The sequence below is a fragment of the Colwellia sp. BRX8-9 genome, assembly GCF_014077245.1.
In the GTDB taxonomy this organism is placed as follows: Bacteria; Pseudomonadota; Gammaproteobacteria; order Enterobacterales; family Alteromonadaceae; genus Colwellia_A.
In genome coordinates this window covers 44,294-57,804 of the sequence record NZ_JACGVN010000002.1, presented here as the reverse complement: position 1 = coordinate 57,804, position 13,511 = coordinate 44,294, and the positions used below count along the sequence as shown (strand labels likewise).

The following is a 13,511-nucleotide window of genomic DNA, read 5'->3' as shown; positions in this document are numbered from 1 at the left end:
CTTTATTGCGGTAAATCAATAACTAAATTGAATTTTTCAGAGCTTTTCCATAGGTTAAGTAATACAGTAAATTCTGCTATTTCATGGACAGATGCGGTTGAGCTGAGGATTTTTTCAGAGAGGGTATTCATTCGATCAAATTCATTGACATTCATCATTAACATTCCTTGTTATATGTCAATGAATTATGACTTAAATAATGAAAAAGGTATAGCTTTTAGTGAGTTAGTTTATGAATCTTTGATGACAAACGTTACTGAGAATACTGCTTAATTAATGATTATTTTCCCAAAGTCTCTTCTCGGGCCTTCCTGAGCAAGTGCAGGTGCCCGACGCACACTCTTTAGTAAAATATAAAGATTAACTCTATAGCGCTAAAGCCAACAAATATTTATTGAGGAGAACGTTTAAATAATTTCACTGAAATGACTTAATTTCATATCACTTTTTCAGTTTTCGTTTGAGCTCTTTCATTGTCAACATTGCTTGTGGAGACTGCAGTAATACTGCGTTTAAGTCGGCAACGGCACTTAAGCCATTAGCCACAATAGTATCGGTATTTACATTTAAACTGCGTTTTGTCGCTTTTACGGCATAATTAGGTAATAAAGCAATGCGGTTGGCTAAACTGAAAGCAGCTTTCATTAAACGCTTACGTGTTAAATAGGTATCATTAATCATGCCCCATTTTTTTGCCTGACGTCCTGAGAAAATAGCCGAAGTGTATGCTAATTCTCGTAATCGGCCATCGGGTAAATTAAAATGCAAGCGTTGCAATGTTCCCATATCTGCAGGTATACCTAATTGCGTTTCCAAAATGCTAAAGTAAGACCGCATCGACGCTAAACGAATATCGCATGCCGAAATTAAATCAACAGCCCCCCCGATACATACACCATGGACCGCTGCGATTGTTGGAATAGAACAATCAACAATCGCTGAAAATGCTTGTTGCATATTAATGATTTCAGCCCTCAAGTGCGCTGTTTTATCATTTTGGCAATCTTGTGTTGACGCCATAACGTCTAATAAAAAGTTGATATCGGCGCCCGATGAAAATTGTTTCCCCTTGCCACTCAATACCACGACATGAATATCGTTTTGGTTATTTATCCAACGATAAGCGTCACCAATTTCAAACCACATTTTTTTATTCATCGCGTTCGCCTTATTCGGGCGTGCAAGTTGTAAATGTAAGACATTATTTTGGAGCGTTAAATCTAAATATTCAAATTCAGGCATGTTCAGTCCATAGTAAAAAATTTATTCTTATTGATTAAAGATGACACGTAGGTATCGAAGAGGGCAAGATAAAATTGCTAAACCAGTAAAGTGAATTTATCTTGGTACTTAGCTGTTAGCCAGCTATCAAATATTACATTACATTTTCGTAAACGTTGAGAGTACCAACAACACGCTTTTAATTTAAAGGGTTAAGTAATTAACCTTTCAAGCATATTACATCATCAAAATCTCTGTGTTAAACTTCTAAAAAATAACCCAATCATGCAAGTACCTAACTCATAATGAATGCAGAAGAATTATTAATACAAGCAAAAGAGTCTTGCAAGAAGCGTGGTGCACGATTTACTTTGGCTCGCGAACAAGTATTTAAACTATTAACCGGACATAGCGGTGCTATTGGTGCTTATGATTTGCTTGACGAATTAAAGCTAATTGACCCAGCAGCAAAACCAGCAACCATCTATCGTGCTTTAGATTTCCTTGGTAAGCAGGGCTTTGTTCATAAGATTGAGTCTATAAATGCTTTTGTGATGTGCCATCATTTCAGTGAATGTAATCATCCCGTGCAATTACTTATTTGTGACCGTTGTGGACATGTTGAAGAAATTCAATCGTCTAATTTAGACTTAGCTTTACGCTCGATGGCAGATGCAACCGGCTTTACCATTAGCCATCAAATTGTTGAAGCGCATGGTGCTTGTCAAAGCTGTAGTAAATAGCGTTATTATTCAGGAGTAATAATAACTTTAACACCCCCATTAAACTCATATTTAGAGGTATTGGTCGCATAAGAAGTACCCTCCCCCTTAACTCAGTGAACTTATTTATGCTATAAGTACACGGTTAAACATGCCCATATTATAAAATATTCAGGAAGCCTATGAAATATTCAATCAAGTCAGCGTTAATTTGCTTATTTGTTGTTGCCAGTGGTAGCGCAATAGCGAAAAACACCATTAGTAGCGATAAATTTCGTCAATTAGAAGAATCTTTACCAACACCCAACACTTACAGAACTGCATCAGGCGCACCAGGTCACCAGTATTGGCAACAACAAGTTGATTATAAAATTAATATTCAACTTGATGATAAAACGCAAACCTTAACGGGTAGCGAAACAATGAGTTATACCAATAATTCACCTGACACTTTACGCTACTTGTGGATACAGCTAGATCAAAACCGCTTAAAACGTGACTCTGATAATCGCTTAACAGCTACAGCTCCTAGTAAAAAAATAACTTATAGCGGATTGCGTGGCGCTATCGAGTCAACTGAATTTGATGGTGGTAATACGATTACTGCAGTTACAGCATCAAACGGTAGTGCTCTTGACTATGTGATTAACGGCACAATGATGCGCGTTATCTTACCTAAGGCATTAAAATCCGGCGATGATGTTGAATTAAATATTAAGTGGAACTATAAGCTTCATGAACAAAAAGTGTTAGGTGGCCGTTCGGGTTACGAATACTTTAAAGAAGACGATAACTATTTGTATGAACTTGCTGGCTGGTTTCCTCGCGCAGCAGCATACTATGACGTTATGGGCTGGCAAAATAAGCAGTTTTTAGGTAACGGCGAATTCACTTTAGAATTTGGTGATTACGACGTTAAAATCACCGTTCCTGCTGATCATATTGTTGCCGCTACCGGTGAGTTACAAAATGAAAGCAAGGTCTTAACAAAAACACAGCGTAAACGCTTAGAACAAGCTAAAAACGCAAAGAAACCTGTGCTTATCGTTACCGTTGATGAAGCACTTGAAAACGAAAAATCTCGCTCAACAAAAACGAAAACCTGGCATTTTAAAGCTAAAAATGTTCGTGATTTTGCTTTCGCATCAAGCCGTAAATTTATTTGGGACGCTCAAGGTTATAAAGAAGGCGGTACCGATACCATGGCGATGTCTTTTTACCCTAATGAAGGTAATCCATTATGGGAAAAGTACTCAACTGAAGCTATTATCCATACCATGCAACAGTATAATAAATACACCTTTGCTTACCCATACCCAGTATCAATTTCAGTCAATGGACCCGTTGGTGGCATGGAATATCCGATGATCACTTTTAATGGTCCTCGCCCAACACTTGACAAAGAAACAGGTGAAAAAACCTACTCTCGTGGTACTAAATACGGCTTAGTTGGAGTAATTATTCACGAAGTGGGTCATAACTACTTTCCAATGATCGTTAACTCTGATGAACGTCAATGGACTTGGATGGATGAAGGTTTAAACACTTTCCTACAGTTTTTAGCACAACAAGCATGGGAAGAAGGTTATCCTTCACGCCGTGGTCATGCTGCTGACATTACTAATTACATGAAAAGTACCAACCAGGTACCTATTATGACCAACTCTGAATCAATTCTTCAGTTTGGTAATAATGCCTATGGTAAGCCAGCAACAGCATTAAATATTTTACGTGAAACCGTTATGGGCCGCGAATTATTTGATTTTGCCTTTAAGGAATATGCACAACGTTGGATGTTTAAACGCCCAACACCTTCAGACTTTTTCCGCACCATGGAAGATGCATCAGCCGTTGATTTAGATTGGTTCTGGCGTGGTTGGTTCTACACAACAGATCATGTTGATATCGCTTTAGGTAATATTCATTTATATCGTCCTGATAGCCAAAACCCTGATACAGAAGCCGCTTGGAATCGTGCCTTAGAGAGTGAAAAGCCAACATTTATTAGTGACCTTCGTGATAAAGGCCAATGGCTTAGAACAACTGACAAGCCTGAATTGTTAGATTTTTACAATGAGCATGATAAATTTACGGCAACCAATAAAGCACGTAATACCTATAACAGCGCAAATAAAAAGTTAGAACAATGGCAAAAAGATCTCCTTGTTGATGAAAGAAATTTCTACATCGTTGATTTTGAAAACAAGGGTGGCTTGGTCATGCCTATTATTGTGCAATTAACTTTTGCAGATAAAACAACAGAACAAGTACATATTCCTGCAGAAATCTGGCGTAAAAACAGTAAAAATGTTTCTAAATTATTTATTACTGATAAAGAGATTACCGCTATCGCTATTGATCCAAACTGGGAAACAGCCGATGTAGATGTTAACAATAACTACTGGCCAGCACGCCCTATTAAATCAAGCTTTGAATTATACAAACGTAAGAAAAAAGACATGATGCGTGACTATAATGTTAAATTAAAGTCAGCTGATGACGAAAAAGAAGACAAGGAAGAAGAAGATAAATAATGTCAAAAATCTCATTATTTAAAAGCTTTATTTTTTGTTTATTGTGTGGCGTTGCGCTTTCAAGCGCAGCCCACCGATACTTCTTTGGATTAACTGATTTATCAGTTAATCCAAGAACCCATAACATAGAAGTTATTCATCAATTTACGGCTCACGATATTGATAATGCTATTGCTGAGCAACTGCAAATACGCTTTTCAGCTGAGCATCCTGAATACGAAAAGTTCATTCAAAACTATGTTGAAGCACATTTCCAACTTATTGATGTTCAAGATAATAAAAAACAGCCAATCAAGCTCAATTGGATAGGTTTAGAAGTCGCTAAAGGTAATGTTTATATTTACCAAGAAGCTAATTTTGAAAACTTTTTATCCGGATTAGTGGTAAAAAATGATTTACTCATCGATACTTACCCTAAGCAAGTAAATACTGTAAATTATAAAGACGAAACAATTATTGGCAGCTTAACTTTTTCGAAATCAGTTAAAATTGCGATAATAAAAAACAATAACTAGTAGGAACGATTTACATTTGCTAAATTAACATGCAAAATAAAATGACTAGTATAACTAAGCCCTTGGGAAACATTCATGAATGTAGAGTTTATTAACCCTTTTTTATCTTCAATGCTCAATGTAATGTCTACTATGGCACAAATGGAATTAGTACCTGAAAAACCTCGTTTGAAAAAAAATGAAGTTGCTATGGGCGATGTTTCTGGTTTAATTGGTATGGTGAGCGCTCAAACAAAAGGCTCACTATCAATTACTTTTGAAGGAAAGTTAGCACTGGCCACCATGAAAAAAATGGTTGGCGAAGGTCCTGACGAAATCAATGAAGAAATCACCGATTTAGTCGGTGAAATTACTAATATGGTCACCGGTGGCGCTAAGCGTATGCTGAGCGAAAAAGGCTTTGAATTTGACATGGCAACGCCTATGGTTGTTTCTGGTCAAAACCATACGATTCACCACAAAGCCGATGGCCCTATCATTATTATTCCGTTAAATTCTGAATTTGGTAAAGCTTTTATTGAGTTCAGTTTCGATAAATAGTGAATTAAGTAATTTGTAGTCATAGACCAAAACCTCGTTTAGCAATAAACGAGGTTTTTTATTTTTTACGCTATATTTAGTTTATTGACTCAATAACAACTGACAATTAATGACATTATAATAAATAGTGGCGGTTGAGTGCGCTGTAAATGCATTTTTGGCGACTTTACCAAGAAGATGAATAGTTTACTTAGTATTTAAAAAAGACCTTTACTGCGCTGACAAGGTGATTTGTACACGGCGAGTAATATTACATAAGAGCTCATAGGGAATGGTAGTTGCACATAGCGCTATTTCGGCAACAGATAATTGCTCTCCCCACAAAGTCACAACATCGCCAACCTGTTCTTGTGCATTTATCCCTAAATCAACAGTGATCATATCCATTGATACTCTCCCTACCAAAGGAACCCTTCGTCCATTGACCAAAACAGGTGTGCCATTTTTAGCATGCCGAGGGTAACCATCACCGTAACCAATGGCAACAACACCAATAATAGTATTTTGCTCACTTGTCCAAGCATTACCGTAACCGACTGATTCGCCAGCGGCTAATTCACGTACGGCGATCAAACTTGACTTCAGCGTCATTACTGGCAGAACATCCAAGGTTATACCTTTATTGCGCAAAGCACTCTCTGGCGTACAAGTTGATAAATTTGCTGCGCTAGTTTCAAAGGGTAAAGGAGAAATCCCGTATAATAATAACCCGGGGCGAAGCCATTGGTAATGGCTTGCTGGCCATGCACAAATACCGGCAGAGTTTGCCAATGTTCGTTCTTCGTTACAGCCTGACGTTACTTTTTCAAAGAGTGATATTTGTTGGCGAGTCGCCTGATTGCTTTTATCATCAGCACAACCTAAGTGACTCATTAGCACAATATTTTTTTGCACGTTTACTGAGTCCGTTAATTGCTGATAAAAATGGCTAAACTCCTCTGGATTTATGCCTAAACGGTGCATACCGGTATCGATTTTTAGCCAAACCTTTAACGGAGAAGGAAGTGTTGCCGATAAAAGAGCATCAAGTTGTTGATGGTTATGAATAACCGTTTGTAAATTATTGACCGCAAGTATCGCTAAGTCTTTTGCATTAAAAAAACCTTCGAGCAAGACAATCGGTTGAGTAATACCTGAAGACCGTAATGCCAGCGCTTCATCAATTCTTGCCACGGCAATAGCATCAGCGGTGATCGATGAATGACCGTGTTCATTTATTTTAGCTTGCTCAGAAAACAATGCGTGCGCAATGCGTTCAAGGCCATGGCCATAGGCATTAGCTTTTAAAACGGCTAGCACCTTTGCTGTCGGTGCAAGTGATTTTATCTGCGCTAAGTTGTGCTTGAGCGCAGATAAATTAATAATTGCCGTTGCGGTCGTTAATGCCATTAATCTTCATCTAATACATGCGGGCCGGCATAATTATCAAAACGAGAAAACTGTCCTTGGAAAGTCAACGGAACACGACCAATAGGGCCGTTACGTTGTTTACCAATAATAATTTCTGCCATACCTTTAAACTCTGAATCATCGTGATAAACCTCATCACGATAGATAAACATGATCAAATCGGCATCTTGCTCAATAGAGCCTGATTCACGAAGATCCGAGTTAATCGGCCGTTTATCTGAACGTTGCTCCAAACTACGGTTTAGCTGAGACAGTGCCACAACCGGCACTTGTAATTCTTTAGCTAATGCTTTTAATGACCGTGATATTTCGGCAATCTCTAAGGTGCGGTTATCAGCAAATTGTGGCGCGCGCATCAACTGTAAGTAATCGATCATGATCATACTTATACCACCGTGATCACGGGCAATGCGGCGCGCACGAGAGCGAACATCGGTTGGCGTTAAACCAGCGGCATCATCAATAAACATCTTACCTTTATCAATAAGTAACCCCATGGTTGATGATAAACGCGCCCAATCTTCGTCACCTAATTGCCCCGTACGAATTTTGGTTTGGTCAATACGGCCTAATGAGGCTAGCATTCTCATCATCAGTTGTTCTGCAGGCATTTCTAAACTAAAAATCAATGCGGGTTTATCTTCAGTCATCGCCGCGTTTTCTGCGATGTTCATCGCAAAGGTAGTTTTACCCATTGATGGACGTGCAGCAACGATAATAAGATCTGACTTTTGAAAACCAGCGGTCATCTTATCTAAATCAGAAAAGCCACTAGAAACACCGGTAACACCATTATTTGGCGATGAACAAAGTTGTTCAATACGATCGACTGTTTTTTCTAGTACTGAGGTAATGTTTTCTGGCCCTTCGGACTTGTTAGCCCGTTGTTCCGCGATAGCAAATATTTTAGTTTCAGCAAAATCGAGAAGCTCTGCACTAGCACGGCCTTGAGGATCATAACCCGCTTCAGCAATTTCATTTGCCACACTGATCATTTCACGAGTAACCGCACGTTCACGAACGATGTCGGCATAAGCGGTGATATTGGCCGCACTGGGTGTATTCCTCATCATTTCGGCAAGGTAAGCAAAGCCACCAGCATCTTCAAGTCGTTGCTCGTTTTCTAAAGCTTCAGATAAGGTAATTAAATCAACAGGGTTGCCTAGTTCAATTAACGCAGCTATGGTTTCAAAAGTAATACGATGTGAACGACTATAAAAATCCTGAGCGACAACACGTTCGCCAACACGATCCCACGTCTCGTTATCGAGCAATAAACCGCCCAATACAGATTGCTCTGCCTCAAGCGAATGAGGTGGAACTTTTAAAGCATTCATTTGACTATCTTGAGAATACTTTTTATCTTTGAAAAATTTATTTGGCTTGCGCTCTGCCATTTATATACCCTAAAACTCTATCGCAAATGCGAGATTAAAACTTTTGGTAGGTTAGCAGAATTTACTTTGAAACAGAATATAAATACGAGCCAGAAAGCGCCCTAACTCGTTCTATTTTCAATGCCAGAGTCATAAAAATTAATTGCTGACGCTAATATTGCCATTTACCGTATTTACACGTACGTTCGCGTTGGCACTACCGGTTTCAAAGTCTAATTTTGAGCTTGGTCCATACTTAGCTTTATTTGATTTTTGCGTGGTAATTTTATTAGTGATCTGACCACCAGCACTGGCTGATAAACGGAAGCTTGCTTGAACATTTTTCTGTAGCTTTAATGCTAAACCGCCACTAACACTCGACATCTTAACGACACCACCATCATTTAACGATAACGTTGCTGACAGATCGCCACTGACATTTGCAACGGTAAGTTCGTCAATCTCATTTAATCCTATGTTAATATCGCCACTGACATTTTCGATCGTCACTTCTTTTGCTGTTGATTGCGCGTCAATTTCACCACTGACCACGCGCAAACTTAAACGTCCACGTGACTGACGATCTTTAATATTACCGCTAACACTCGACAAACTCACTTTCCCTGATAATTTGCTACTGTTAATATCACCACTAACTGAAATTAATTCAATGCGTTCACTCAAATTTACCGCTTTGATGTTACCACTTACTGTTTTTGCTTCGGCGCTGGCATGCAAGTTCTCAAAATTAATATCACTGGCAATCCCCTCAAAACTGACACGAATGTTTTTAGGCATATGAATCGTTAATACTGAGCCTTTAGCATTGTTACCCCAGAAGTTGTTGTTATGATTTTCAAGCTCAACCTTAATTTTTACACGCGATCCTTGTTGCTTAAAGAGTAAACCTTCGGCGTCGTCTTCCAATTCTCCCTTTATCGAAATAGTGTTTTTATCCCAACCAATAACCGTAATATTACCGCGTAAATTTTCAATATTTACACTACTGACATCACTGACCAGTAATGACTTGTCTATCTGCTCACCCGCAAAGCTTGAACAAGCGGCTGAAAATAGCATCATCGGAATAACTTTTTGTAAAACTCTCATAACTACCTCTTTATAGTGTTATCTTTAAATACTCTGCCATTTAGGGCTGTATAGTTGGCTTAATAGATCTAATTCTTGTTTTTGGGTCCAACGTAATAAATTAAGTAAATCATTATTACTTGGGTCTTCATTTAGAGCCTTTTCAATCGTAGCTTGGGCTGAGCTTAGGTTTATTAACTCTTGTTGAATTTCTTTTGGCAGGGCCGATATTTTAGGCTGGCCAAAGCTAATCAACATCGATTGCTTGGTGTGCATAAAATTTTCTTGCATTGCAGTTACTAAGGTCAGGGGTGAGTTATTGTGTTGCGCTAAATCCAGCGGCTGTTCTGAAAATTGAGGCGAAAAAGAAAACCAAGTAGCCAATACTGCGAGCACTAAAGATGCCGCCCATGCTGTAGGCATAAACACTTTTTTCACCGGTGATACAAAGACAGGTTTGTCTTGTGTTTTAACTTCAATCGCCCGTTCAATACCAGCCCATAAATCACGTTGTGGTGTCATTTCATCAGGTAATTTTGCCAGTGCTTTTTGTAAAGCTTGCTCTGATAATAATTTATTCATATCTCGATCCACTCCATTAACAAATTTCTAGCTCTATGGTATTGCGCTTTACTAGTACCTACTGCCATGTCGAGCATATTTGCAATTTCTTCATGGCGGTAACCTTCAACCGCGAACAACACAAAAACTAAGCGAGCTCTTTCAGGTAAACGAGCGATATGTTTATCTAATTCGGTTAGACCCGCACTATCTGGCATTTCTACGGCAATATCTGCCATGGTTTGATCTTCGATACTAAAGATACGTTGCAACCAGTTTTTATGTTTGCGTAAGTGTCCAAGTACAATATTGTTGGTGACACTGTGTAACCAAGTAGAAAATTTACTTTCACCACGAAAATTAGCTATCTTTTGCCATAGTTGTACAAAAACCTCTTGGCAAACATCCTCTGCACTATCTTTATCTGCAAGCATGCGCCAGCAAATAGCATAAACTTTACGATGATACTGCTGATAAAGTTGATAAAAAGCCTGCTGATCACCCTGCTGTGCTCGACTAATAATCGCACGTTCTTTTGCAAGGTTTTCAGCAATAGTGGTCGGCGGTTCAGCACAGTTTTTAATGTAAATAACTTTCGGGTTATCCAAAGGTTAACTCTCAATAATGGTGTCGTTATAAAGTAAGATACAGTATTTATGAAAAGGGTTTAAAGAAAAGCGAAAAATATTATATTTTTTGAGAACGTAGCAAAGCTGAATGGTATTTCAATGGATTTTTAGGCATAAAAAAAGCGTCTTACGACGCTTTTTTTTACATTTTGATTTTAGCGCAAAATTACTTGCTACTAAGTGCACCAAAACGTTTGTTGAATTTATCAACACGACCACCGGTCTCAGCAGCTTTTTGTTTGCCCGTGTAAAATGGGTGACAAGCTGAACATACGTCTAAGTGAATATCTTTTTTCGCTGTAGAACGAGTTACGATGATGTTACCGCAAGAACAAGTTGCCTTGAACTCAACATAATTAGGATGAATACCGTCTTTCATAGAAACCTCTGTATAAGGCCGTATCGCCACTTAGTCAGTCATTATTGCTGCTAAGCACCATACGAGTTAAAAATAATGGAGGCGAATTTTAAATCATCGACACATGCTTAGCAATAGCCTAATGACACTAATTGCTAAAAAATGAACAATTAATCCGTTAAGGTGATTAAAGTTAAACTTTCTATAAAATCGTACTTGGCATATTAACAACAAGTCGGCAGAATAAGCTTAATTATCGTCAAAAAAGTACTCGTTATGCAGGTTAGTTATATTCAAGTCGCTATTCCTGTACCTATGCGTCAGTTATTTACTTATATCGTGCCAAAAAGCATCAGTAGTGACGAGATTCAAATAGGCGCACGAGTGATCGTACCTTTTAGTCATAGAGAAGTTATTGGTATTATTATAAGTACCAGTGAAGTCTGCGATATTGACGACAAAAAACTTAAGCCGATTATTGGCTTAGTCAATGACAACTTTCGTTTTCCTCCCGCGCTGTTAAAGTTTTTACTGCGCTGTGCTGATTATTATCATCACCCGATTGGAGACGTACTACAACTGGCTCTTCCCGTGTTGCTTCGTCAAATTGAGCAACCTACTATTGATTTAGCGACCACTTGGCATTGTTTCTTGCTTGAGCAAGACAGTGAAGAAAAGCTGGTATTAGAAAAAATAGTTAAGCGAGCCCCAAAACAAGCCGAACTGTATAATGTCATTAAAACCCACCCAGGGCTAACTTGGGCAGAAATTAGAACATTAGGCTATACAAAAGCACAATTAAATACGCTTGAAAAGAAAAAGTTAATTGAAGAAAGGCAACAAAAAGCTGAAACCTTTGTCTATCACCAAGACGCTTTAGCTGAGAGTGAAAAGCTAACCTTAACCGTTGAACAAGCGGTTATTGTCTCAGCGGTGAAAGCGTCCTTTGAGCAGTTTTCTTGTCATTTAGTAGACGGTGTCACCGGTAGTGGTAAAACCGAAGTTTATTTACAAGCGATGGAAAAAACTCTCGCCGCCAATAAACAAGTACTGGTATTAGTGCCTGAAATTGGTCTAACACCACAAATGCTCAGTCGGTTTGAACAACGCTTTAATTTACCTATTTGTTTGCACCACTCAGGATTAAACGACAAAGAACGTTTACAAACTTGGCTGGCTGCACAACGGGGCACCGCCGCAATAATTATTGGCACGCGTTCAGCTGTTTTTGCGCCGCTACATCATTTAGGTTTAATTATTGTTGATGAAGAGCACGATGGCTCTTTTAAACAACAAGACAGTTTTCGTTATCACGCGCGCGACATTGCTATTTTACGCGCGGGTCAGTTAAATATTCCTATTGTACTCGGTAGTGCCACGCCTAGTTTAGAAACGCTACAAAATGCATTGTCGGGTAAATATCAATATCATCAATTAACTAAAAGACCCGGTCAAAGTACTCAAGCCAAAATCAGTCTTATTAATGTTGCCCAACAGCAAATGGAACATGGCTTATCAGGTACGTTAAAAAAGGCGATTGAAACAACACTTAAACGCGGTGAACAAGCCTTAATATTTTTAAATCGCCGTGGTTATGCGCCAGCGATTAATTGTCAAGAGTGTCACTGGGTAGCCGATTGTCAGCGTTGTAATAAACCTTATACTTTGCACCAAGGAAAAAAATTATTAATTTGTCACCACTGTAGTAGTCAAAAGCGTATCCCATACCAGTGTCCTAGTTGCGGAAGTGTTCGTATTAAACCTATGGGACAAGGTACAGAACAATTAGAAGAGCGCATCGGCGAACTTTTTGCTGACTATAGTACCGTAAGAATCGATCGCGACAGTACTCGTAAAAAAGGCGAATTGGCAAAATTATTACAAGAAGTCAGTGATAAAAAACATCAGTTACTGATTGGTACACAAATGTTGGCGAAGGGGCATCACTTCCCTGATGTAACACTGGTTGCAGTGTTAGACGTTGATGGTGCACTCTTTAGTTTTGACTTTCGTGCCGCCGAGCACATGGCACAATTATTAGTGCAAGTTGCTGGCCGTGCAGGTCGAGAAAGTAAGCCCGGAAAAGTATTAGTACAAACCAACTTCCCTGAACATCCATTACTGCAAGATTTAGTCAACAACGGTTACCCACACTTTGCTAAATATGCGTTAACTGAGCGCAAACAGGCCTTATTACCACCGTTTAGTTATCAAGCACTTTTTCGGGCAGAAGCTAACTATCCTTCTTATCCTGAAAAATTTCTCAGTGCATTAACCGAATTTACTTTTGATGGCTGCCAATTTGCCGGTCCGGTGCCAGCTGCGATGGAAAAAAAAGCAGGTAAATATCGCTATCATTTAATTGTACAAGCTAAATCACGCAAGCAACTTCATCTTGCTATTTATCAGCTGATTAACGCTATTTCTCAGAATGAATGGCAGAAAAAAGTACGCTGGACAGTAGATGTTGATCCACTTGATTTAAGTTGGTAACTTTAAGTAATAAGCCTTCTGTTACAATTTTCTTTTTAAACTAGTGTCATTTCCTTACCAGTT

Annotated in this window: 13 protein-coding genes; 5 read left to right on the top strand and 8 right to left on the bottom strand. The window is 38.8% G+C overall.

Annotation, left to right across the window (positions count from 1 at the left end):
• Positions 1–2: 2 nt before the first annotated feature.
• Positions 3–158, bottom strand: coding sequence for a hypothetical protein (locus H4J70_RS01940; protein ID WP_182214746.1), 156 nt, complete (start codon positions 156–158; stop codon positions 3–5).
• 283 nt (positions 159–441) lie between these two features.
• Positions 442–1,242: an enoyl-CoA hydratase-related protein gene (locus H4J70_RS01935; RefSeq protein WP_182250552.1), complete on the bottom strand. Its 801-nt coding sequence runs from the start codon at positions 1,240–1,242 to the stop codon at positions 442–444.
• Positions 1,243–1,526: 284 nt separating this feature from the next.
• On the opposite strand from H4J70_RS01935, the gene zur reads away from it, so the two are divergent.
• The 4 genes from zur to H4J70_RS01915 all read left to right on the top strand — a co-directional run bounded on the left by zur (position 1,527) and on the right by H4J70_RS01915 (position 5,532).
• A complete protein-coding gene (gene zur, locus H4J70_RS01930; protein ID WP_070374992.1) occupies positions 1,527–1,964 on the top strand; it encodes a zinc uptake transcriptional repressor Zur in 438 nt (145 codons plus the stop codon).
• A gap of 161 nt (positions 1,965–2,125) precedes the next feature.
• On the top strand, positions 2,126–4,477 hold the full coding sequence (locus H4J70_RS01925) for a M1 family metallopeptidase (RefSeq protein ID WP_070374993.1): 2,352 nt from the start codon (positions 2,126–2,128) through the stop codon (positions 4,475–4,477).
• Positions 4,477–4,992, top strand: a complete 516-nt coding sequence (locus H4J70_RS01920; protein ID WP_182250551.1) for a DUF6702 family protein — start codon at positions 4,477–4,479, stop codon at positions 4,990–4,992. Before H4J70_RS01925 ends, H4J70_RS01920 begins: the two co-directional genes overlap by 1 nt.
• A 75-nt stretch (positions 4,993–5,067) precedes the next feature.
• On the top strand, positions 5,068–5,532 hold the full coding sequence (locus tag H4J70_RS01915) for a chemotaxis protein CheX (RefSeq protein ID WP_070374995.1): 465 nt from the start codon (positions 5,068–5,070) through the stop codon (positions 5,530–5,532).
• 210 nt (positions 5,533–5,742) lie between these two features.
• Here H4J70_RS01915 and alr read toward each other — a convergent pair whose 3' ends face one another.
• The 6 genes from alr to rpmE all read right to left on the bottom strand — a co-directional run bounded on the left by alr (position 5,743) and on the right by rpmE (position 10,976).
• Entirely contained in the window at positions 5,743–6,921 is a 1,179-nt protein-coding gene (alr, locus tag H4J70_RS01910) for an alanine racemase (RefSeq protein WP_182250550.1), read from the bottom strand.
• Entirely contained in the window at positions 6,921–8,339 is a 1,419-nt protein-coding gene (dnaB, locus tag H4J70_RS01905) for a replicative DNA helicase (protein WP_070374997.1), read from the bottom strand. Before dnaB ends, alr begins: the two co-directional genes overlap by 1 nt.
• Positions 8,340–8,477: 138 nt before the next feature.
• A complete protein-coding gene (locus H4J70_RS01900; protein WP_182222526.1) occupies positions 8,478–9,428 on the bottom strand; it encodes a DUF4097 family beta strand repeat-containing protein in 951 nt (316 codons plus the stop codon).
• Positions 9,429–9,452: 24 nt separating this feature from the next.
• Entirely contained in the window at positions 9,453–9,989 is a 537-nt protein-coding gene (locus tag H4J70_RS01895; RefSeq protein WP_182222525.1) for a hypothetical protein, read from the bottom strand.
• Positions 9,986–10,522 carry an RNA polymerase sigma factor gene (locus H4J70_RS01890; RefSeq protein WP_182222548.1) on the bottom strand — a complete coding sequence of 179 codons (537 nt, stop codon included), beginning with the start codon at positions 10,520–10,522 and terminating at the stop codon, positions 9,986–9,988. Before H4J70_RS01890 ends, H4J70_RS01895 begins: the two co-directional genes overlap by 4 nt.
• Positions 10,523–10,763: 241 nt before the next feature.
• Positions 10,764–10,976 (bottom strand): 50S ribosomal protein L31, encoded by a 213-nt coding sequence (gene rpmE, locus H4J70_RS01885; RefSeq protein ID WP_070374999.1) that lies wholly within the window; start codon positions 10,974–10,976, stop codon positions 10,764–10,766.
• Positions 10,977–11,231: 255 nt separating this feature from the next.
• Here rpmE and priA point away from each other — a divergent pair, with 255 nt between their 5' ends.
• Positions 11,232–13,448 carry a primosomal protein N' gene (gene priA, locus H4J70_RS01880; protein ID WP_182229895.1) on the top strand — a complete coding sequence of 739 codons (2,217 nt, stop codon included), beginning with the start codon at positions 11,232–11,234 and terminating at the stop codon, positions 13,446–13,448.
• The last annotated feature ends 63 nt before the right edge of the window (positions 13,449–13,511 follow it).

Coding starts and splice junctions, on each gene's coding strand:
- H4J70_RS01940 (WP_182214746.1), bottom strand. CDS start 158: ATGATGAATGTCAATGAATTTGATCGAATGAATACCCTCTCTGAAAAA.
- H4J70_RS01935 (WP_182250552.1), bottom strand. CDS start 1,242: ATGCCTGAATTTGAATATTTAGATTTAACGCTCCAAAATAATGTCTTA.
- zur (WP_070374992.1), top strand. CDS start 1,527: ATGAATGCAGAAGAATTATTAATACAAGCAAAAGAGTCTTGCAAGAAG.
- H4J70_RS01925 (WP_070374993.1), top strand. CDS start 2,126: ATGAAATATTCAATCAAGTCAGCGTTAATTTGCTTATTTGTTGTTGCC.
- H4J70_RS01920 (WP_182250551.1), top strand. CDS start 4,477: ATGTCAAAAATCTCATTATTTAAAAGCTTTATTTTTTGTTTATTGTGT.
- H4J70_RS01915 (WP_070374995.1), top strand. CDS start 5,068: ATGAATGTAGAGTTTATTAACCCTTTTTTATCTTCAATGCTCAATGTA.
- alr (WP_182250550.1), bottom strand. CDS start 6,921: ATGGCATTAACGACCGCAACGGCAATTATTAATTTATCTGCGCTCAAG.
- dnaB (WP_070374997.1), bottom strand. CDS start 8,339: ATGGCAGAGCGCAAGCCAAATAAATTTTTCAAAGATAAAAAGTATTCT.
- H4J70_RS01900 (WP_182222526.1), bottom strand. CDS start 9,428: ATGAGAGTTTTACAAAAAGTTATTCCGATGATGCTATTTTCAGCCGCT.
- H4J70_RS01895 (WP_182222525.1), bottom strand. CDS start 9,989: ATGAATAAATTATTATCAGAGCAAGCTTTACAAAAAGCACTGGCAAAA.
- rpmE (WP_070374999.1), bottom strand. CDS start 10,976: ATGAAAGACGGTATTCATCCTAATTATGTTGAGTTCAAGGCAACTTGT.
- priA (WP_182229895.1), top strand. CDS start 11,232: ATGCAGGTTAGTTATATTCAAGTCGCTATTCCTGTACCTATGCGTCAG.